The organism is Tessaracoccus palaemonis, assembly GCF_019316905.1.
Classification (GTDB): Bacteria; Actinomycetota; Actinomycetes; order Propionibacteriales; family Propionibacteriaceae; genus Arachnia; species Arachnia palaemonis.
Window position 1 is genome coordinate 2,918,863 of sequence record NZ_CP079216.1, and the last position, 20,943, is coordinate 2,939,805.

The following is a 20,943-nucleotide window of genomic DNA, read 5'->3' on the forward strand; positions in this document are numbered from 1 at the left end:
GGACCACATGGCAGCAGTAGTCGCACTCGACCTCAGCCGTACGTCGTTGCGCGCTGTGCAGGTCGAGTCGCCGTATACCGCCCGGCCGGCGATCAGCCGGTTCGCGTCGATCCCGATCCCCGAGGGGACCGTCCACGACGGCGAGATCGTCGACCAGACGCGGGCGATCCGGGCCCTGAAGGACCTGTGGAAGATCGGCGGGTTCACGACCCGCAAGGTCGCCTTCGCCATCAGCAACCGCAAGGTCGTCGTGCGCGAGGTCTCGCTGCCGGCCCTGCTGGGCACCAGCCGCCGCACGAGCCTGCGGTTCGCGGTCGAGGGGCAGGTCCCGATCGACCTCGACGACGCCATCCTCGACTTCCTGCCGCTGCGCGACGTGCACGAGAACGGCGAGTACCGGCAGGAGGGGCTCCTTGTCGCGACGGTCCGCAGCAGCCTCGAGACGACGGTGACGGCCATCGAGGACTCCGGCCGGCAGATCGACGCGATCGACTTCTCCGGGTTCTCGCTGCTCCGCGCGCTGCCTGCGCCCCACCCGGGCACCCACGCGATCGTCAACGTCGGCGCCTCCAGCACCACCGTCGTCATCTCACGCGCCGGGACGCCGGGCTTCGTCCGCGTCGTGCCGAGCGGCGGCGACGACGTGTCCCGCAGCATCGAGCGGGCGCTCGGCGTCAGCTTCGCCGAGGCGGAGCAGGACAAGATCGCCCGCGGACTGCAGGGCGGGGCGACCACAGCCCGCGACATCGACGCCGAGACCGTGCTCCGCGAGAACATCGCAGGGCTCATCACATCGGTGCGCAACACCTTCACGTACTGGTCGAACTCGCACCCCGAGTCGCCCGTCGAGACGGTGGTCCTGACCGGTGGCGGCAGCCGACTCATGGGGCTCCCGCTCGTCCTGTCGAAGGCGCTGGGGGTCGAGGTGAGCTACGGCAACCCGCTGGGCGCGTTCCAGATGGCGCGCCGTCTGCGCGACTCCGAGATGGAGCGCTGGGCACTCGAGCTCGCGGCCCCCCTGGGCGTCGCGCTGGGCGCGAAGGCGCGTCCGGCGACCCAGGCACAGGCGCCGACGTCGAGGAAGGCGGGCCGGTCCGCCCCGACCGCCAAGGAGAAGGCCGCCGCGAAACGAGGAGCGAGGAAATGAGCGCAGGACTTGCCACCGGCCCCGAGGCCGGGCAGGAGGACCTCCCCGTCGGGGCCGTCGTCAGCACCCCCGTGATGGGCGTGGTCCGCGTCGACCTGGTGCCGCCGATCGTCGAGGCGCGACGCAGGAGCGCCCGCACCATCCGGGCCCTCGTCTACGGGCTGGTGGCGCTGATCGTCGCGGTGGTGATGGCAATCCTGGCCATGTCGATGCTCGCCCTCAAGGCCGAGACGACGCTCGACGACGAGCGCACCCGCGGTCAGCTGCTCGTCCAGCAGCAGAACGAGTACAGCGAGCTGATCTCGGTCAAGCGCAGCCTCGCCGACTACGAGTTCGCGTTGCCCGAGGCGCTGTTCGCCGAGGCCAACTGGGCGCGACTGATGACCGAACTCGACACGGTGCTGCCGGACGAGGTCACGCTCGTGACCGAGGACGTCGCGGTGCGGGGCCTGGGGAACGACGACGGGTCCGTGTCTGACAACGGCGGCCTTGACGCCCAGGGCGTGATCCAGATCTCCTTCACCGCGAACGCGGACAGGTTCGACTCCCCCACCCCGCTGCTCAACGCGCTGAGCGAGCTCACCGGGTTCCAGAGCGCCACCGTCGACGCGGTCTCCGCGTCCGACGAGGTGGGCTACGTCATCACGGGCGTCGTCCAGCTCGGCAGCGAGGCGCTCGGCGGGACGTCACGGGTCAAGGATCTCGACGAGGACCTGATGGCCGACCTCCACCAGCAGCTGCAGGACGTCGCGACCGGCGCAAACCAGGAGCCGGCCGATACCGAGACCGACGACACGACCATCGACGGCTCGACCGAAGGGGAGTGACATGGACAAGCACCGCCTCAGCCTCATCATCATCGGCGTCCTCGCCGTCGCCATCCTCTTCGGGGGATGGGCCGTCGGGATCCAGCCGCAACTGGACCGCATCGATCAGGCCACCACGCAGACCGAGGGCATCCGCCAGCTCAACGACGCCCAGCAGGCGAAGAACAACGAGCTCGCGGCCGACATGGTGAACATGGACGACTACCAGGACGAGTGGAAATCGCTGCAGCAGGCGATCCCCGCCGCCCGCTCGCAGCAGGAGCTCATCAACCAGATCGACGCGGCCGCCACGTCGGCCGACGTCGACGTGCGGACCCTGAGCTTCGACGCCGCCGCGGCCTACACCCCGCCGACCGGCCTGACGATCACGGCCCCGCCGAACAGCTCGCTGGTCGCGGTGCCGCTCACCATGACCGCCAACGGCACACGCACGCAGCTGGAGGCCTTCGTCACGAACCTGCAGAAGTCCAAGCGGATCATCACCATCGCCTCGACCCAGTTCAACGGCCAGGAGGACGGCACCCTCCAGCTCTCCGGCACCACCTGGGTCCTCCTCCCCTCCTGACCCGCCCCGTCGTCGCCCCCCCCCGGGCCGGGATCGTCGGTCCCGGGGCTGCGATGAGCACGACACACTTGTCATCGCCGCTGCGAGCGTTCACATACCGATTTTCGGGCGACGACAAGGAGGAAGTGCTCATTCGGACCTGTCGGCGAACCGTCCGGATCGCGCGTCTGGACCGGTTTCCACGCCACGCCCCGACCCGTTAGGGTGGCGTTGGAATTACCGCATACGAGGCGCGCGAAAATGCGCGGGTAGGAGGGGCGTGCGATGGCAGGCTCGACCAACGTCACAGTCGACCACGCGGACAACGGGCTTCTCGTCTGCGACGTGGTGGGCGCGAGTCAGCTGTCGCCCAACTTCGTGCGCCTCACGTTTGGCGGCGACGCGCTCCGCCAGTGGCGACACGTCGGCTACGACCAGTGGTTCCGCCTCGCCGTCCCGACGTCCGAGGGGACGCGGTTCGACAACCTCTCTGGGCGCTACGGCATGGGCGGCTACCTGCGGTACCTGACCACCCCGAAGGCCACCCGCCCCGAGATCCGCAACTACACGGTCCGAAACTGGCGACCCGAACAGGCGGAGTTGGACGTCGACTTCCTCACGCACGGCGACGAGGGGGTAGCCGGCTCCTGGGCCGCCGGGCTGCCCGTCGGCGACACCGTCGGCCTGATCGACCAGGGACACGGCTTCCGCCCTGAGCGCGGCACCGACGACGTGCTGCTCGTGGGTGACGCGACGGCCATGCCCGCGATCCTCGGCATCCTCCGCGACCTGCCCGAGAGCGCACGCGGCACCGCCATCATCGAGGTGCAGGACGAGGACGACCACCAGGAGGCCGAGCGCCCCGCCGGCGTGGGCCTGCGCTGGATCGAGGGCCGCCCCGGCAACCGCCCAGGGATGGCCGCGCTGCGCGCCCTGCAGGACCTGACGCCGCCCTCGCACCGCGTCAACGCCTTCGTCGCAGGCGAGTCGCAGCTCGCCACGGGCGGTCGTCGCCACCTCGTCGGCGAGTGGGGCATCCCGAAGGACCGCGTGACCTTCTGCGGCTACTGGCGCTGCCCCACCTCCCACTGACCCGCTCAGACGCAATGACCGACCGCCTGCTGGACTCACCGCTGCCGATCGTGGCCGCGCCGATGGCCGGCGGCCCGTCGACCGTCGCACTCGCCCACGCGGTCGCCGCCGCAGGGGCCTTCCCGTTCCTGGCCGGCGGCTACAAGACCGTCGAAGCGCTGGAGGCAGAGGTCGAGCAGCTCCGACTGCTGGATGTCGCCTTCGGGGTCAACCTGTTCGTCCCCGGCCACGACACGCTCGACGAGCGCGCGTTCGCCGCGTACGCCGCCGAGCTTGGCGCGGAGGCGGCGCAGTTCGGGCTGGAGTTGGACCCGACGCCCGTCAGGGACGACGACGGGTGGGGCGAGAAGCTCGCCTGGTTGCTCGCCCACCCCGTGCCCGCGGTGTCCCTAACCTTCGGGATCCCCGATCACGGGGACATCGCCGCGCTGCGCCTTGTCGGTTCGCGGGTGCTCGCGACGGTGACGACCCCAGAGGAGGCACGCCTGGCCCGCGACGCGGGCGTGGACGGGATCGTCGTGCAGGGCGCTGCCGCCGGCGGCCACTCCGCCACGTTCGACCCCACCCGCACACCCGGGCCCATGCCTACGGCCACGCTTCTCCGACGCGTGCTCCGAGAGGTGGACCTGCCGGTCGTCGCGACGGGCGGTGTCGACGGCCCGCAGGCGGTGCGCACGCTGTTGGACGCTGGCGCGCAGTCGGTCGCCGTGGGAACCCTGCTGCTCCGCACGGACGAGGCTGGCACCTCGCCCACGCACCGGCGGGCGCTGGGCGACCCGTCGTTCGTCGAGACGGTGCTCACCCGGGCATTCACCGGTCGACCGGCCCGGGCGTTGCGCAACGGGTTCGTCGACCGGCACCCGGACGGGATCGTCGGCTACCCGGCCGTGCATCACCTCACCCGCGCGCTGAGGCAGGCCGCGGGTGCGGCGGGAGATGCCGACCGGCTGCACCTGTGGGCCGGGACCGGCTGGCGCAGCGCCCCCACCGGCCCCGCCGCCGACGTCGTCCGTCACCTCGTCGGCGACTGAGGCGCCGCCCGGGCCGTTGAGCTTGTCGAAACGCAGCCCCGGCTCGTTGAGCCTGTCGAAACGCCCTGAGCGCAGCGAAGGGGCTCACCCGAGCCCACGCCTCGCTCCGCTCGGCGCCCTTCGACAAGCTCAGGGAACCGGGTCGTTGAGCCTGTCGAAACGCCCTGAGCGCAGCGAAGGGGCTCACCCGAGCCCACCGCCTCGCTCCGCTCGGCGCCCTTCGACAAGCTCAGGGAACCGGAGGACAAGCTCAGGGAACCGGAGGACAAGCTCAGGGAACCGGAGGACAAGCTCAGGGAACCGGGTCGTTGAGCTCGTCGAAACGCCCTGAGCGCAGCGAAGGGTCTTGCCGAAACCACGTTCTTTTCGACAGGCATTTCAAGCATAAAACGCCCAATCCCCTTGCCCCGACCCGCTCACAGAAGCCCCGATCCGGTTTGAGAAACTGACCTCGAACATTCGAGGAAGAAGGACCATGCCGGAGTTTCGCTACGTTGACATGCTGCCGATCGGCGAGGACAAGACGCCGTACCGGCGCCTGACCACCGAGGGCGTCGAGGTGATCGAGGGGCCGGAGGGTCGCACCTTCCTCAAGGTCGCTCCCGAGGCGCTGACGCTGCTCGCGGAGACGGCGATGCACGACATCGCCCACTACCTTCGTCCCGCGCACCTTCAGCAGCTTCGCAACATCCTCGACGACGACGAGGCCTCCGCCAACGACAAGTTCGTGGCCCTCGACCTGCTCAAGAACGCCAACATCGCCGCCGGCGGCGTGCTGCCGATGTGCCAGGACACCGGCACCGCGATCATCATGGGCAAGCGCGGCCAGCAGGTCCTCAGCGAGGGCACCGACGAGCGCCCACTGTCGCAGGGCGTGTTCAACGCCTACACCAAGCTGAACCTGCGGTACTCGCAGAACGCGCCGCTGACGATGTGGGACGAGCAGAACACCGGCTCGAACCTGCCCGCACAGATCGAGCTGTACGCCGACACCGCAGAGGGGCACGAGAACTCGTACAAATTCCTGTTCATGGCCAAGGGCGGCGGCTCCGCGAACAAGAGCTACCTGTTCCAGGAGACCAAGGCGATCCTGAACCCCGACTCCATGATGACGTTCCTGGAGCAGAAGATCCGTGGCCTCGGCACGGCCGCGTGCCCGCCCTACCACCTGTCGATCGTCGTCGGCGGCACGTCGGCGGAGTTCGCGTTGAAGACGGCCAAGTACGCATCTGCGAAGTACCTCGACGAGCTCCCGACCGAAGGCTCGCTGGCCGCCAACGGCTTCCGCGATCTGGAGCTGGAGGAGAAGGTCCTCGAGCTGACCCGCAAGCTGGGCATCGGTGCGCAGTTCGGCGGCAAGTACTTCTGCCACGACGTGCGCGTCGTCCGCCTGCCGCGCCACGGCGCATCGCTGCCCGTGGCCATCGCGGTCAGCTGCTCCGCCGACCGCCAGTGCAAGGGCAAGATCACCCCCGAGGGCGTGTTCATCGAGCAGCTCGAGACCGAGCCGGCGCGCTTCATGCCCGAGGTCGTCGCCGACGACCTCGACGCCGAGACCGACGGCGTCTCCGGCACCGGCAAGGGCGCGGCGGTGAAGATCAACCTCGACCAGCCGATGGCCGACGTGCTCGCCCAGCTGAGCCAGTTCCCCGTCAAGACCCGCGTCTCGCTGACCGGCTCCCTGATCGTGGCCCGCGACATCGCGCACGCCAAGATCAAGGAGCGCCTCGACAACGGCGAGGAGATGCCGCAGTACCTGAAGGACCACCCCGTCTACTACGCCGGCCCCGCCAAGACCCCCGCCGGCATGGCGTCGGGCTCGTTCGGCCCGACGACCGCCGGCCGCATGGACTCCTACGTCGACCAGTTCCAGGCCGCGGGCGGCTCGATGGTCATGCTGGCCAAGGGCAACCGTTCGCAGGCCGTCACCGACGCGTGCCACGCGCACGGCGGCTTCTACCTCGGCTCGATCGGCGGCCCCGCCGCCCGTCTGGCGCAGGACTGCATCAAGAAGGTCGAGCAGGTCGAGTACCCCGAGCTGGGCATGGAGGCCATCTGGAAGATCGACGTCGAGGACTTCCCGGCGTTCATCGTCGTCGATGACAAGGGCAACGACTTCTTCGCCGAGGTCAACAAACCGCTGGCCACCACGATCCAGAAACGCCCCGGCATCTGATCTGGCGTTGAAACCGAAAGGTCGGGCCCCCTCCTGAAGTGGAGGGGGCCCGACCCGTCTGCGCCGGCTGACAGGGTCAGCGGGCGATGGCCTTCGACGACTTCTTCGACGACGAGCCCTTGCCGGCCGCGTTCTTCGCCTTGACGGTGACCACGTAGCCCTTGCCCTTCTTGAGGCCCTTGAACGTGGCCTTGCGGGCCGAGGAGGAGACCGTGATGGTCTTCTTCTTGCCGTCCGACTTGCGCTCCGCGGTCACGAGGTAGCCGGAGATCTTCCCGCCTCCGGTGGTGGGCTTCTTCCAGGTCGCGATGATCGAGACGGACTTGTCCTTCTTCGACCCCGACGTGGCCTTGACGCTCTTCGGCTTGCCCGGCAGCGCCAGCATGGTGGCGGTCACGGACTTCGCCGCGCCGGTCCCCCTTGCGCTGACCGCGCGGACGGACATCGTCGTCTTGGTGCCCGGCTTGAGTGACTTCCAGGTGTAGGAGCGGGCCGAGCTCTTCAGCTTGACCTTCTTGCCCGCGCGCTCGACGACGTACCCGGTGACAGAGAAGCCCTCGACCGTCGTCGGCGCCTTCCAGGTCAGCTTCACCGTGTGCTTGGAGTCGCTGCGGGTCGCCTTCACCGAGGTCGGGGTGTTCGGCTTGACGGGGACATAGACGAGCCTGCCTGCCGACCCCTTGAGGCTGGTGACCGTGCCGGTCGTGGCCTCTGACAGGACGCGCTTGACGACGGTGGCTGCGGAGGCGCGCTTGCGCTCCAGTGAGCGCAGGATGGTGCCGGTCACGTGCGGGGCGGCCATGGAGGTGCCGCTGCCCGTTGCGATCCGGCCCTCGGTGTAGAGGCTGACGATCTTCTCCCCGGGGGCGAAGACGTCGACGGAGCGACCGTAGTTCGAGAACGACGCCCTGGCGTCGGTCTTGGTGGTGGCGCCCACGACGACCGGCACGGTCGAGCGGGCCGGCGTCGTGTTGGCCACCGAGGTTCCGTCGTTTCCGGCGGCCACCACGACGGGCATCCCAGCCCTGACGAGGTCGGCAACGGCCGACTCTATGACCGCGGCCACGTCCTCGCCCACCACGGAGACGTACCCACCGAGCGACATGTTGACCACGACGCGACCGGCCAGCTGGGGCTGCTCCTGGTACCAGGTGAGGAGGTCCGTCAGGGCCAGGTAGAGGCTCTCGGGGCTGCCGTTGCCCTCGCAGTCGAGGACTCGGAGCGGGAGCACACTCGCGGACGTTGCGACGCCGTAGCCGGTGCTCGCGATCGTGCCCGCGACGTGGGTGCCGTGGCCGTTGCAGTCGGTGGTGTCGGAATCACCGTCGACGTAGTCCCAGCCGTAGCCCTGGAGGAGTCGACCGCCGAACTGGGTGCTGGGGCTCACGCCGGAGTCGATGACGACCGCGATGGTGTTGGTGCCGCTGAAGGTCGTGGTGTTGAACTTCTTGTCGAGCGACTTGGAGCGCTGGTCGATGCGATCGAGGCCCCACGAGTTGACGGTGGATGTGCTCGCCTGGGCGGTCAGCGACTCGGACCCGATCCAGGAGGTTGTGATGTCGGGCAGGACGGCAAGGACGCCGTCCTCGCGGCGCAGGGACTCTGCCTGAGCCGCGGTCAGTTCGCGCGTCTCGCGCTCGAACTGGCCCTGGATCTGGGCGATGCTGGCGCCGCTCTGGGCGCTGAAGCCGGCCTTCTTGGTCAGGACGACGTAATCCTCCGTGGCGGGGGCTGCCGTGGCGGGCGTCGCGGCGACACCCGCGAGCAGCGCTCCGACAGACAGGAGGGCGAGCCACTTACTCGCACGTTCCATTGGGCGAACCTTTCTCACGTGAGTCGGTCGCACAGACGCCCCCGACCTCAGCAGAAACCTAGCGGGATTCCCGGCGCTGCACGCCGCCGAAGTCGTTGTGAGACGCCCTTGCCCCGCCGACCATGCTTGTGCAACCCGCGCTGGGGCTGCCAGCACCGTCCGCCAGTCCGCGGACGCCAACGGATCGGGGACATGCCGGACGGCGAGAGGTGAGCCGCCGCCAGTGGGAGCCGGTGCGCGACGTCGCGACGGTCGGGCGTAGACTCATCCGCCGTGCCCGCTCCCGGGTACGAGAAGGAGCAGCGTGTTCAAGGCCGGACTGGACCCCAACTTCAACCGGTTCTGGACGACAGAATCGCTCGCCCAGTTCGCCGTCCAGCTCGGCACCATCGCGCTGCCGATCATCTCGGTCCAGCTGCTCCACGCCTCCGAGGCGCAGCTCGGCTACCTGAACGCGGCGTCGACGGCGGCCTTCCTGGTCCTGGGGCTGCCCGCTGGCGCCTGGGTTGACCGGTGGCTGAAGCGCCCGACCCTGATCGCCGCCAACCTCACCCGGGCCCTAGCCGTCAGCGCGGTGCCGGTCCTGTACTTCGCCGGCGCCCTCCAGCTGTGGCACCTCTACATCGTCGCTGCGGTCGTCGGGCTGGCGACGGTGTTCTTCGACGTGGCCTATCAGAGCTTCATCCCGATCCTCGTCGGCGTGCAGCGCATCGGTCGGGCCAACTCCCGCATGGAGGCCAGCGTGCAGCTGGCGCGGCTGGCGGGCCCGTCGATCGGTGGCCTGCTTCTGAAGGTGCTCGCGGCTCCGGTGCTGCTGGGTGCGGTCGGCGTCGGCTATCTCATCAGCTCGATCTTCCTGATCGCGACGCATGACAAGGAGAAGTCGCTGCGCCGGCCGCCCACCCGCGAACGGAACCTGTGGGCGGAGATCCGCGAGGGCCTCAGCTACGTGCTGCACAGCGCACCGATCAGCCGCATCACGCTGGCCAACCTGCTGAGCAGCGTCGCCTACACGTTCGCCATGACGCTGGTGCCGCTGGTTGTGCTGCGCCTGATCGGCATGACGTCGATCCAGTACGGCCTGTCGATGGCGGTCGGGGCGGCCGGCGGGCTCGTCGGCGCGTCGCTCTCGGGGCGCCTGACCGCCAAGTACGGGACCGCGGATGTCGTGCGCTTCTCAGCACTCGGCGCGACGGTGATGCTCCTGGCCTATCCTCTCGCGCTGCTCGCCGCCGACAGCCGCCCTCTGGCGATGGGGATCATCTTCACGCTCGGTTTCCTCGGCAACATCGCGGTGCTGATCTACAACATCACGCAGGTCTCGCTGCGCCAGCGGCTCTGCCCGCTCCCGCTGCTGAGCCGGATGAACGCGTCGGTGCGGTTCATCGTCTGGGGCGCCATGCCGATCAGCGCGCTCGCCGCCGGCTGGCTGAGCACCGCCCTGGGCATCACGACGATCCTGTGGGTCATGGTCGCGCTCGGCCTCGTCAGCGCCGTCCCCTTGTGGCGCATCAGCCGCCACCTCACGGCCGACATCCGCTGACCCTCCGCCGCCTCACACCCGCCACCGTCGTGCATCAAAGTGGGCACTTGCCTCCAGAGCGCGCACAAGAATGCCCCAGGGCCAGCACGTGTCATATACCGCCACCGCTCCCGATATAGGCATTCTTGTGCCCGGGCGACCGGGTACGGTCAGAGCTCCACGGCCGCGCCGAGGACCGCGACGCGATCCGGGGGCAGGTGGAACACCGCCGCCCTGGGCGCCTCGACGGTGGTGAGCCAGTGGAACAGCGCCCACTGCCAGGCTGACAGGATGCCACTGCGGTGATCGGAGATCCGCAGCGTGGAGACGAAGTACTTCGCCTCTGCCGGGTCGAAGTCGAGTTCCTCGGTCATGCCGACGGCCTCGGCCAGCGCCTTGGGGATGTTCTGGGAGTCGTTGAAGCCGACCCGGTAGCTGATGTGCACGACGCCGTCGTCGGGGTCGCCGAGGTCGTCGACGAACACCCGGTCGACGTGCCGGATGTGCGGGACGTTCTCGCTGATGACCCGCATGATGACGGTGTTCTCGTGCAGCACGTGGTTGAACTCGACGTTGTCGCGCAGCGCCAGCGGGACGGTGTTGCGGTCCGAGTGCGGGAACACCGCGATGCCCGGCAGCCGGATGACCCCGGAGTCCCGCACCTGGCCGATGAACTCGTCCATCGGGCCCTCGAGCCGTGCCTTGGCAGCGGACCTGGCCTGGTCCCCCCGCTCCCAGGTGAGCATCAGCGTGATCAGCGCGCCGGCGATGACCAGCGGGATCCAGCCACCGCTGGTGAACTTCGTGATGTTGGCCGCGAAGAACAGCAGCTCCCCGACCCCGACGAACGCGATCACCAGGGCCAGCCGCCACCAGCTCCAGTGCCACAGCGACCGCGCGGCCAGCAGGAACAGCGTGGTGGTCAGCAGCAGGGTGCCTGTGACGGCGAGGCCGTATGCCGTGGCGAGACGCTCCGACGACCGGAACGCCACGATCAGCGCGAGCACGCCGACGAACAGCAGCCAGTTGATGGCTCCGATGTAGATCTGGCCGCCCTCCTCCCGCGACGTCTGGGTCACGCGCAGCCGCGGCATCAGGCCGAGCCTGGCGGCCTGCCGCGACACGGAGAACGCCCCCGAGATCACCGCCTGCGACGCGATGACCGTGGCAGCGGTCGCGAGCACGATGAGCGGGATCCGCGCCCATTCCGGGGCGAGCGAGAAGAACGGGCTCGCCGCCGTCGCGGGCTCCTTCAGGATCATGGCGCCCTGGCCGAAGTAGTTGAGCAGCAGGCACGGGAGCACCGCTGCAAACCAGGCCAGCCGGATGGGCCGACGCCCGAAGTGACCCATGTCGGCGTACAACGCCTCGGCTCCGGTGATGCACAAGACGATGGCGCCGAGCGCGATGAACGCGACCCACGGCCGACCAAGCACGAACTGGGCAGCGAAGTGCGGCGACACGGCGGCGAGGATCTGTGGATGCGCGACGATCTTGGGGATCCCGAGGATCGCGATGGTCAGGAACCACAGCGACATCACCGGACCGAATGCCCGGCCGACGACGTGCGTGCCGTGGCGCTGGATCAGGAACAGGCATGTCAGGACGGCGATCGCGCCGGGCAGGACGAAGTGCCCCGCGGCCGGCGCGACGAGCTCGAGCCCCTCCATCGCCGACAGCACGGAGATGGCCGGCGTGATGACGGAGTCGCCGTAGAACAGGGCCGCGCCGACGATGCCCATGAGCGTCACGGCCCCCAGCAGGCGGGCCTGACCCCCGAGGCAGCGACGCAGCAGCGCGACCAGGGCGAGGATGCCTCCCTCGCCGTCGTTGTCGGCGCGCATGACGAGCAGCACGTACTTGATCGACACGACGAACATCACGGACCAGAACATCAAGGAGATGACGCCGTACACGTCGAGCGGAGTGGGTGCGACGGTGTTGTGCTCGATGGAGAAAACCGTCTGCAGCGCGTACAGGGGACTGGTGCCGATGTCGCCGAACACGATGCCGAGCGCCGCAAACGCGAGCGGCAGCGAGGTGGTCTTGGACGGGGAATCGGTGGCGCCGTGCCGTGCGGCGACCGCCGCAGCGCCGCTCACTTCAGACCCGCGGCGTCGAGCGCAGAGCCGACCATCGCGTAGATGGCGCCGTCGTGCGCGACGATCCTCGCCTCGTCGACGGCGCTGCCCGACGAGACGATGCCCTCGATCGCGGCGGCGACGGCGTCGGCCTTCGGCCAGCCGTAGACCCCGGCGCTGATCAGGGGGAACGCGACGCTGTGGGCGCCGAGTTCGTCGGCAACCTCCAACGCCCGCCGGTAGCACGACAGCAGCTGGTCGCGGCTGCCGTGCCCGTGCACCGGTCCGACGGTGTGGATCACCCAGCGGGCGGGCAGGTCCCCCGCGGAGGTCCAGCCGGCGTCACCGGTGGCCAGGCCTCCGGGGAAGCGGCGGATGCAGTCGGCGAGGACCGCCGGCCCACCGACACGGTGGATGGCGCCGTCGACGCCGCCTCCCCCGCGCATCGCATGGTTGGCGGCGTTGACGATCGCGTCGACCCGCTGGGCGGTGATGTCGCCCTGCTCCACGGTGACCTTCATGGCCACATCATCCACCCGGGAGCGGCCGCCGGAGCAGGCCGAGCGGCCGAAAGATCCATCCCGGCCGCCGTGTGACTAGGTCAGACGAGCCGGTACCCCATCCCACGGACCGTCTCGAACCGCTCGCGGCCCAGCTTCCCCCGCAGGTACCGCACGTACACGTCGACGACGTTGCTGCCCGCGTCGAAGTCGTATCCCCACACGTTGCTGAGCAGCTGCTCGCGACTCAGCACCTGGCCCGGGTTCCGCAGGAACGTCTCCGCCAGGGTGAACTCCCGCGCCGACAGGTCGATGGAGCGGCCATTGACCTCGGCCCGGCGCGTCCGCAGGTCGAGCGTCAACCCGTTGTGGCTGAGCTGCGTCGGCTCGGCAGCCGTCGGCGCCTCCGTGCGGAGCCTGAGCCGGATGCGGGCCAGCAGTTCCTCGAACGAGAATGGCTTCGGCATGTAGTCGTCGGCGCCGCCCTCGAGTCCCGCGACGCGGTCGGCGACCGACGTGCGCGCCGTCAGCATGATGACGGGCACCTTCACGCCCTGCCCACGAATCCGCTCCAGCACCTCGAACCCGTCGATGTCGGGCAGCCCGACGTCGAGGACGACCAGGTCGAAGTCCCCGTGTACGGCGAGCACTGCGCCCTCGATCCCCGATCCCGTCTGATGCGACGTGAACCCGGCGGACCGCAGTCCCTTCGCGATGAACGCGGCGATCCGGGCCTCATCCTCGATGATCAGCACTGTGCTCATGCTTCATCGTCCCTTGTCGTCGGGTCTACCGCAGGTCCGAGCGGGAGTACGAGCGTGAAGGTGGACCCGGCCCCCGCCTCCGATTCGATGTCGAGACGCCCCCCGTGCGCGCCGACGATCGACTCGACGATGCTGAGCCCGAGCCCGGCGCCGTGCTGCTGGTCGGGGGCATTGCGGGCGCGGCCGAAGCGCTCACGCACCCGGTCCAGCTCTTCGGGCGCGATGCCGATCCCCTCGTCGGCAACCCAGAGGTGGACCTCCCCGCGGTGGAGACGCGAGCCGATCGAGACCGGCGACCCCTCCGCCGAGTACTTCACCGCATTGGCCGCCAGCTGCAGCCACGCCTGCGTGATGCGCAGCGGATCCAGCCATGCCTCAGCGTCCGCGACCGACGCCAGCCGCCATGCGCGGGGGCCGAGCGCGCGGGCCTTCTCGGCGACCTGATCGGTCAGCACAGCCAGGTCGGTCCAGGTCGGGTTCACGAAGTCGGACTCCGTGGACTTCGCCAGCATCAGGAGGTCGTTGACGAGCACCCCCATCCGGTCGAGCTCGTCGAGCGCTAGGTCGCGGGTCTGGGCGACGTCGTCTGGGTCCGAGGCGTCGACGAGTTCCAGGTGCCCACGCACGACGGTGATGGGCGTGCGCAGCTCGTGCCCGACGTCGTCGAGGAGGTTCCGCTGCCCCTCGACGGCCCGCTGGACGCGGTCGAGCATGAGGTTGACCGTGCTGGACAGCCGGGCCAGCTCGTCGTGCCCGGTCACGGGGACACGGGTCGCGAGGTCGCGCTCCCCGATGGCCTCTGTGGTGCGGCGCAGCTCCTCGATGGGCCTGAGGACCGTGCCCACCACCCGCCACGACGCCAGGGCGACGAGCAGCAGCGTGATGAGGCCGGTCAGGGAGTAGACGAGCATGGTCTGCCGCAGCCCGGCCTCGGCGAGCCCGAGGTCGTAGACCGTCACGAGCGCCCCCGTCGACCCGGGGAACTGCACAGGCACGACGAGCGCGCGGTAGCGGGCCGAGTCGGTGGCGACGGTGCGGATGACGCTCTCGTCGTCCTCGGCGAGAACCTTGACCTCCTCGACGAGCTGGGCGTCGTTCTCGGGGCGCACGGGCACATCGCTCGACGACACCCACGCGACCTTCCCGTCGACGATCGCCATCTCGCCCGCCGCGTCGACCACCGCTGAGCGGGCCAGGTAGCTGCGCAGCAGGGCGGACGGGGTCGTGAACGGCTGGCCGGTCGACGGGTCGACGCCCTGGGTCGCGAGCACGCGCAGCTCGTCGCGGGTGCCCTCCAGCTGGTCGTCGATGCCGCTGATGATCGCGTTGTGCTGGATGAACGCCGCGACGACGCCGGCCAGCACCAGCGCCAGGGCGGCCAGCAGGATCATCGGCAGCATGATGCGGGCGCGCAGCGACGTTCTCCTCGGGAGGGGAGGGGACATCGGCATGCCGCCCATCGTAGGGCGTTCGCCCAGAGCGACCAGTGCAGCGGTTCCCACAGTCAGGTTGTCGGACCTCCACAAACAACACCAGCCGACATTGGCCGTCGACCTCCGCCCCGATCACCCGCCGATGGGGAAATCTGTACCTAAGGTCCGAGCATTCCCGGGCCGCCCGGCTCCCAGGAGGTCAGATGCTCCGGCGCATTGCCATCGTCAACCGCGGCGAGTCCGCCATGCGGCTCATCCACGCGGTCCGCGATCTCAACGCCGAGCACCCCGAGGCCGAGCCACTTGTCACCATCGCGCTGTACACCGACCAGGAGCGCTCGGCGATGTTCGCGCGCGAGGCCGACGAGGCCTACCCACTGGGCCCGGCCTCAGAGCGGCCCTACCTGAACCATGACCTCCTGGCCCGCGTGCTGGTCGAGGCCCGCGCGGACGCCGTGTGGGTGGGCTGGGGGTTCGTCGCCGAGGACGCGGCCTTCGCCGACCTGGTCGAGAGCCTCGGCATCACGTTCGTCGGCCCCTCGGGCGAGGCCATGCGCCGCCTTGGCGACAAGATCGGCTCCAAGCTGCTCGCCGAGGAGGTTGGAGTGCCCGTCGCGCCGTGGTCCCGCGGCGGAGTCGACACGCTCGACGAGGCCCTGGCGGCGGCGGACCGCATCGGCTACCCCCTGATGTTGAAGGCAACGGCCGGCGGCGGCGGCCGCGGGATCCGCCGCGTCGACACCGCGGCGGACCTCGAGGATGCCTACCAGCGCACCCGCGACGAGGCAGAGCGCGCCTTCGGGTCCGGCATCGTCTTCCTGGAGAAGCTCGTCACCGGCGCGCGTCACGTCGAGGTTCAGCTCATCTCCGACGGCGAGACCGCCTGGGCGCTCGGCGTGCGCGACTGCACGGTCCAGCGCCGCAACCAGAAGATCATCGAGGAGTCCGCCTCCCCGCTCCTGACGGCCGAGCAGACGGCCCAGGTGAAGGAGTCGGCCGAGCGGCTGGCCCTGTCGGTGGGCTACCGCGGGGCCGCGACCGTCGAGTTCCTCTACCATCCGGCGGACCGCCTCTTCGCGTTCCTCGAGGTCAACACCCGCCTGCAGGTCGAGCACCCCATCACCGAGGTCACCAATGAGTTCGACCTTGTCAAGGCGCAGTTGCACGTCGCGGGCGGCGGGCTGCTGACCGACCGTCCGACCGAGTTCGGCCACGCGGTCGAGGCCCGCCTGAATGCGGAGGACCCCGACCGCGACTTCGCGCCGGCGCCCGGCCTGATCACCCGGCTCGACCTGCCCGCCGGCCCCGGCATCCGCGTCGACACGGGCGTCGCCGAGGGCGACACCATCCCCGCCGACTTCGACTCCATGATCGCCAAGATCATCGCGTTCGGCCGCACCCGTTCCGAGGCGCTGGGCCGCCTGCGCCGCGCCATGCGCGAGACCACCGTCGTCATCGAGGGTGGGGCCACGAACAAGAGCTTCGTGCTCGAACTGCTGGCCCGGCCCGAGGTCGTCGGCCCGTCGTCGGCCCCCGCCGACACGTCGCGCCGCGGCGCCCCCGTCGAGTGGGCCGACACCGGCTGGATCGACCGGGTTCGCGCCGAGGGAGGCCTCGTCGCCGACGAGCACGCCGGCATCGCTCTGGTCGTCGCCGCCATCGAGTCCTACGAGGAGGCCACCCGCGCCGAGGCCGAGCGCCTGCTGTCCACCGCCCGCGGAGGGCGGCCCCAGACGCAGCACGCCTCCGGCGTCACGGGTGACCTGAAGCTCCGCGGCCAGGTACACACCGTCACCACGTTCGGCACCGCCCCCGGCCGGTACCGCGTCGTCGTCGACGGCGCCTGCGTCGAGGCCACGGTCACCCGGTTGGACGACGTGCACGGCCGCGTCGTGGTGAACGGCGAGAAGCACCGCATCGTCCACGCGGCGCACGGCCCCGTGCACCTGATCGAGGTCGACGGGGTCACGCACCGCGTCTCCCGGGACGAGGGCGGCGTGCTGCGCTCGCCCGCCCCGGCCCTGGTCGTCGCGACCCCCGTGGCCGTCGGTGCGATCGTCGAGGCAGGCTCCCCCGTCGTCGTGCTCGAGTCAATGAAGATGGAGACCGCGATCCCCGCCCCCTTCACCGCCCGGGTGAAGGAGCTCCAGGTCATGACCGGCTCGCAGGTCGAGACCATGGCCCCGCTCGCACGCCTCGAGCCCATCGAGTCGGGCGACGAACAGCCGGAGCAGGCCTCGGCGGCCACCGTCGACCTGCCGGAGGCCCCGCCTGCGGCGGCCCCGGACGCGCGGCTGGCGGCGCTGCGCTCCAGCCTGTCCGCCGCGCTGCTCGGCTTCGACGTCGATCCCGCCGACAGACCTCTCGCGGCCTACCTCGCCGCCCGGGCCGAGGCGCCCGAGGAGGCCCGCGGAGCCATCGTCGACGGCGAGATCGCGCTGGTCGACCTGTTCGCCGACCTCGCGGAGCTGACCCGGAACCGTCCCTTCGGCGAGCAGGACCCCACCGAGCTGCGGATCCACTCGGACCGCGAGTACTTCCACAGCTACCTGACAACGCTCGACGCCGACCGCGCGGGGCTGCCGGAGAGCTTCGTCGCCCGCCTGGGACGCGTGCTGCGTCACTACGACGTGGAGTCGCTGGACCGCACCTCGGAGCTGGAGGAGGCCGTGTTCCGGATCTTCCTCGCGCAGAAGCGCGTCGCCGACGGCGTCCCCGTCGTGTTGGGCGTCCTGGAGCGGTGGCTCGGCGAGGCGTCGCCCGAGAACGGCCGTTCCGGCCGGGCGCGGGCGGTGCTCGAGCGCCTGCTACGGGTCACGCAGCTGCGCTTCCCCGCGATCGGCGACATGTCGCGCTCCGTCCGGTTCCGCTGGTTCGACCAGCCCCAGGTCGACGCCGAGCGTGCCGAGGTGCTGGCCGGCTTCGGCGACGAGGTGGCCGCGCTGGCCGCCGACGTCGACGCCCCCGACTACCAGGAGCGCATCCGTAGGCTCGCCGGCGTGCATGAGTGGACGGCGACCTACCTCGCGCGGGCCCTCGACGACGGCATTCCGGCCACCCTGCCGATGCTGGAGGTGCTGCTGCAGAAGTACTACGCCGAGTACGGGCTGCGCGACGTGGTCCGTTCCTCCCCCGGCGGCCGCGCCGTCGTGACGGCCGCCTACACGCTGGAGGGCAGGCCGCGCCGCTTCATCACCACCGCCGGCACCGTCGAGGAGCTCGACGCCGGCGGCCCGCTGGAGGCCCTTGTCAGCGGCGCCTTCGAGGGTCGCGACGAGCACACGGACGGTGTCGTCGAGCTGTACGTGACCGGGGCGGACGAGTCCGACCCCGACGCGCTGGCCGCCGCCCTGACCGACACGCTCTCCGCGTGGTCGTGGGGTCCGAACATCGCCCGCGTGGCGATCGGCGTGTGCAACGGCGATGTCGACTACTACACCTTCCGCTTCGAGGGCGGCAGGCTGGTCGAGGACCCGCGGGTGCGCGGCACGCACCCGATGGCCGGGCGTCGCCTCGACCTGTGGCGCCTGTCGGAGTTCGAGACCACCCGCCTGCCCTCCCCCGAGGACGTCTGGCTGTTCGAGTGCGTCGCACGGTCCAACCCGCAGGACCGGCGCCTGGTCGCCATGGCCCAGGTGCGCCAGCTCGCCGCCGTGCGCGACGCCGACGGCACCCTGCTCGGCCTCCCGCACGCCGAGCGCGCGGTCGCCCACTGCCTGGAGGCGATCCGCCGCACCCGCACCTCGCGCGGCAAGGCCGGCAGCCAGCTGGACATGAACCACGTCTGGATCGACGTCTGGCCCGAGGTCGACCTGTCGCTCGACGACATCGTCCCGCTGCAGAACAAGATCACGCCGCTGTCCGACGGCGCGGGCATCGAGGAGGTGCTCTGCCAGGGCCGCTTCGTGCAGCCCGACGGAACCCTGACGCCGCTCGCCGTGCGCTTCCACTCTCAGGCGGGCTCGGGCGTCACCGCGTCGGTCACCCCGCCGCCCACCGAGCCGCTGAAGCCGCTCGACGACTACGCGGGCAAGGTGCTGCGCGCCCGACGCCGCGGGCTGGTCTACCCGTACGAACTGGTCGGCACGCTGACCGGCGCCGGCGGCTCGTTGCAGGAACTCGACCTCGACGGCGATGGCAACCTCGTGCCCGTCGACCGCGCCCCCGGCCTCAACACCGCCGGCATCATCGTCGCCGACGTCACGACGCCGACGGCGCTGCACCCGCAGGGCGTGCGCCGCATCGTGCTGTCCGGCGATCCGACGAAGGGCCTCGGCGCCGTCGCGGAGCCCGAGTGCTCCCGCATCATGGCCGCCATCGACCTCGCCGAGGCCGAGCGGATCCCCGTCGAGTGGTTCACGCTCAGCTCCGGTGCCAGGATCTCGATGGACTCGGGCACGGAGAACATGGACTGGGTCGGCGCCGCGCTGCGCCGGATCGTCGAGTTCACGCAGGCCGGCGGCGAGATCAACGTCGTCGTCGCGGGCATCAACGTCGGCGCGCAGCCGTACTGGAACGCCGAGGCGACCATGCTCATGCACACCCGCGGCATCCTCGTGATGACCCCGGACTCGGCCATGGTGCTGACCGGCAAGCAGTCGCTGGACTTCTCCGGCGGCGTGAGCGCGGAGGACAACTTCGGCATCGGCGGCTACGACCGCGTGATGGGCCCCAACGGCCAGGCCCAGTACTGGGCGCCGAACCTGGGCGCCGCGATGGGCATCCTGCTCGGGCACTACGACCACACCTACGTCGCTCCGGGCGAGGATGCTCCTCGCGTCGCCCCCACGACAGACCCGTCCGACCGCGACGTGAGCGACTTCCCGCACCACGCACCCGGATCCGACTTCTCGACGGTGGGTCAGATCTTCTCGGCCGAGCACAACCCGGACCGCAAGAAGGCCTTCGACATCCGCACGGTCATCGCGTCGGTGTGCGACCAGGACCACCCGCAGGTCGAGCGCTGGGCCGGGATGGCCGACGCGGAGACCGCCGTCGTGATGGACGGCCGGATCGGCGGCCACTCGGTCAGCGTGCTCGGCATCGAGTCGACGCCCGTGACCCGCACTGGCTTCCCGCCCACCGACGGGCCGGACACGTTCACGGCCGGCACTCTGTTTCCACGGTCATCGAAGAAGGCGGCCCGCGCGATCAACGCCGCGTCGGGCAACCGACCGCTTGTCGTGCTGGCGAACCTGTCCGGCTTCGACGGCTCCCCCGAGTCCATGCGCAACCTGCAGCTGGAGTACGGCGCCGAGATCGGCCGTGCGATCGTCAACTTCCAGGGTCGCATCGTCTTCGTGGTGATCTCGCGCTACCACGGCGGCGCGTTCGTCGTGTTCTCCAAGCGCCTGAACGAGAACATGACGGTGCTGGCGATCGAGGGCTCCTACGCCTCGGTGATCGGTGGGGCCCCGGCCGCGGCGGTGGTGTTCGCCCGCGACGTCGACAAGCGCGCCTCTGCCGACCCCCGGGTCGCCGAGCTCGATGCCAGGCTCCGCTCTGCTTCGCCGGAGGCCCGTGGCGAGCTGCAGCTGGAGCTCGCCGACGTGCGGTCGGCCGTGCGGGCCGAGAAGATCTCGGAGGTGGCCGCCGAGTTCGACGGCGTGCACAGCATCCACCGCGCGGTGGAGGTCGGCTCCGTCGACCGCGTCATCTCCCCGTCGGAGCTGCGCCCCGCGATCATCTCGACCATCGAGCAGCCCCTGGTCTGATCCGTGGTCAGGGGTCGGCTGGGGGCGATGTCCGGCCGCGGGTCATCTCGCCGTCGGCCGAGTGGCCCTCCCACAGTTGGGCGTTGACGCTCGCCGTTGACGCTCGCCGTCGCCCCCCGACCCACACGCCACCCTTACCGACGGACGCCACCCTTACCGACGGACGCCACCCTTCGCTACCGATGCCACCGCCATGGCGGTGGCATGTGCGAACAAGGGTGGCGTCGGTCAACAAGGGTGGCGTCGAGGGGACCGGTCGACGGGGCTAGCGTCTCAGCAACGGCGGTCGGTCAACGAGG

General features: G+C 70.3%; 13 protein-coding genes. 8 read left to right on the plus strand and 5 right to left on the minus strand.

Annotation, left to right across the window (positions count from 1 at the left end):
- The first annotated feature begins 7 nt into the window (after positions 1 to 7).
- The 6 genes from pilM to KDB89_RS13285 all read left to right on the plus strand — a co-directional run bounded on the left by pilM (position 8) and on the right by KDB89_RS13285 (position 6,817).
- Entirely contained in the window at positions 8 to 1,147 is a 1,140-nt protein-coding gene (gene pilM, locus KDB89_RS13260) for a type IV pilus assembly protein PilM (protein ID WP_219081801.1), read from the plus strand.
- On the plus strand, positions 1,144 to 1,974 hold the full coding sequence (locus KDB89_RS13265) for a hypothetical protein (RefSeq protein ID WP_219081802.1): 831 nt from the start codon (positions 1,144 to 1,146) through the stop codon (positions 1,972 to 1,974). The genes pilM and KDB89_RS13265 overlap by 4 nt, the downstream gene beginning before the upstream one ends.
- Before the next feature lies 1 nt (position 1,975).
- Entirely contained in the window at positions 1,976 to 2,539 is a 564-nt protein-coding gene (locus KDB89_RS13270) for a type 4a pilus biogenesis protein PilO (RefSeq protein ID WP_219081803.1), read from the plus strand.
- 264 nt (positions 2,540 to 2,803) lie between these two features.
- Positions 2,804 to 3,610 (plus strand): siderophore-interacting protein, encoded by an 807-nt coding sequence (locus KDB89_RS13275; protein ID WP_219081804.1) that lies wholly within the window; start codon positions 2,804 to 2,806, stop codon positions 3,608 to 3,610.
- A 14-nt stretch (positions 3,611 to 3,624) separates the two neighbouring features.
- Complete coding sequence (locus tag KDB89_RS13280) at positions 3,625 to 4,641, plus strand: nitronate monooxygenase (protein ID WP_219081805.1); 1,017 nt, start codon at positions 3,625 to 3,627, stop codon at positions 4,639 to 4,641.
- A 475-nt stretch (positions 4,642 to 5,116) separates the two neighbouring features.
- Positions 5,117 to 6,817 (plus strand): fumarate hydratase, encoded by a 1,701-nt coding sequence (locus KDB89_RS13285; RefSeq protein WP_219081806.1) that lies wholly within the window; start codon positions 5,117 to 5,119, stop codon positions 6,815 to 6,817.
- Between the two features lie 76 nt (positions 6,818 to 6,893).
- On the opposite strand, the gene KDB89_RS13290 is transcribed toward KDB89_RS13285, so the two are convergent.
- Positions 6,894 to 8,630, minus strand: a complete 1,737-nt coding sequence (locus KDB89_RS13290) for a S8 family serine peptidase (RefSeq protein WP_219081807.1) — start codon at positions 8,628 to 8,630, stop codon at positions 6,894 to 6,896.
- A gap of 304 nt (positions 8,631 to 8,934) precedes the next feature.
- Here KDB89_RS13290 and KDB89_RS13295 point away from each other — a divergent pair, with 304 nt between their 5' ends.
- Positions 8,935 to 10,173 (plus strand): MFS transporter, encoded by a 1,239-nt coding sequence (locus KDB89_RS13295; RefSeq protein WP_219081808.1) that lies wholly within the window; start codon positions 8,935 to 8,937, stop codon positions 10,171 to 10,173.
- A gap of 149 nt (positions 10,174 to 10,322) precedes the next feature.
- Here KDB89_RS13295 and KDB89_RS13300 read toward each other — a convergent pair whose 3' ends face one another.
- The 4 genes from KDB89_RS13300 to KDB89_RS13315 all read right to left on the minus strand — a co-directional run bounded on the left by KDB89_RS13300 (position 10,323) and on the right by KDB89_RS13315 (position 14,948).
- Positions 10,323 to 12,188 (minus strand): potassium transporter Kup, encoded by a 1,866-nt coding sequence (locus KDB89_RS13300; RefSeq protein ID WP_219084331.1) that lies wholly within the window; start codon positions 12,186 to 12,188, stop codon positions 10,323 to 10,325.
- 62 nt (positions 12,189 to 12,250) lie between these two features.
- Positions 12,251 to 12,754 carry a macro domain-containing protein gene (locus KDB89_RS13305; protein ID WP_219081810.1) on the minus strand — a complete coding sequence of 168 codons (504 nt, stop codon included), beginning with the start codon at positions 12,752 to 12,754 and terminating at the stop codon, positions 12,251 to 12,253.
- Positions 12,755 to 12,834: 80 nt separating this feature from the next.
- Positions 12,835 to 13,497, minus strand: a complete 663-nt coding sequence (locus KDB89_RS13310; protein WP_219081811.1) for a response regulator transcription factor — start codon at positions 13,495 to 13,497, stop codon at positions 12,835 to 12,837.
- Positions 13,494 to 14,948: a sensor histidine kinase gene (locus tag KDB89_RS13315; protein ID WP_219081812.1), complete on the minus strand. Its 1,455-nt coding sequence runs from the start codon at positions 14,946 to 14,948 to the stop codon at positions 13,494 to 13,496. Before KDB89_RS13315 ends, KDB89_RS13310 begins: the two co-directional genes overlap by 4 nt.
- Positions 14,949 to 15,133: 185 nt before the next feature.
- Between KDB89_RS13315 and KDB89_RS13320 the strand changes: the two genes are divergently transcribed.
- Positions 15,134 to 20,644: an ATP-binding protein gene (locus KDB89_RS13320; protein WP_219081814.1), complete on the plus strand. Its 5,511-nt coding sequence runs from the start codon at positions 15,134 to 15,136 to the stop codon at positions 20,642 to 20,644.
- Positions 20,645 to 20,943: the final 299 nt, after the last annotated feature.

Excerpts from the sequence above, each read along its gene's own strand:
- KDB89_RS13270 (WP_219081803.1), top strand. The coding sequence starts at position 1,976 with ATGGACAAGCACCGCCTCAGCCTCATCATCATCGGCGTCCTCGCCGTC.
- pilM (WP_219081801.1), top strand. The coding sequence starts at position 8 with ATGGCAGCAGTAGTCGCACTCGACCTCAGCCGTACGTCGTTGCGCGCT.
- KDB89_RS13280 (WP_219081805.1), top strand. The coding sequence starts at position 3,625 with ATGACCGACCGCCTGCTGGACTCACCGCTGCCGATCGTGGCCGCGCCG.
- KDB89_RS13265 (WP_219081802.1), top strand. The coding sequence starts at position 1,144 with ATGAGCGCAGGACTTGCCACCGGCCCCGAGGCCGGGCAGGAGGACCTC.
- KDB89_RS13320 (WP_219081814.1), top strand. The coding sequence starts at position 15,134 with ATGCTCCGGCGCATTGCCATCGTCAACCGCGGCGAGTCCGCCATGCGG.
- KDB89_RS13290 (WP_219081807.1), bottom strand. The coding sequence starts at position 8,630 with ATGGAACGTGCGAGTAAGTGGCTCGCCCTCCTGTCTGTCGGAGCGCTG.
- KDB89_RS13315 (WP_219081812.1), bottom strand. The coding sequence starts at position 14,948 with ATGCCGATGTCCCCTCCCCTCCCGAGGAGAACGTCGCTGCGCGCCCGC.
- KDB89_RS13285 (WP_219081806.1), top strand. The coding sequence starts at position 5,117 with ATGCCGGAGTTTCGCTACGTTGACATGCTGCCGATCGGCGAGGACAAG.
- KDB89_RS13275 (WP_219081804.1), top strand. The coding sequence starts at position 2,804 with ATGGCAGGCTCGACCAACGTCACAGTCGACCACGCGGACAACGGGCTT.
- KDB89_RS13305 (WP_219081810.1), bottom strand. The coding sequence starts at position 12,754 with ATGAAGGTCACCGTGGAGCAGGGCGACATCACCGCCCAGCGGGTCGAC.
- KDB89_RS13310 (WP_219081811.1), bottom strand. The coding sequence starts at position 13,497 with ATGAGCACAGTGCTGATCATCGAGGATGAGGCCCGGATCGCCGCGTTC.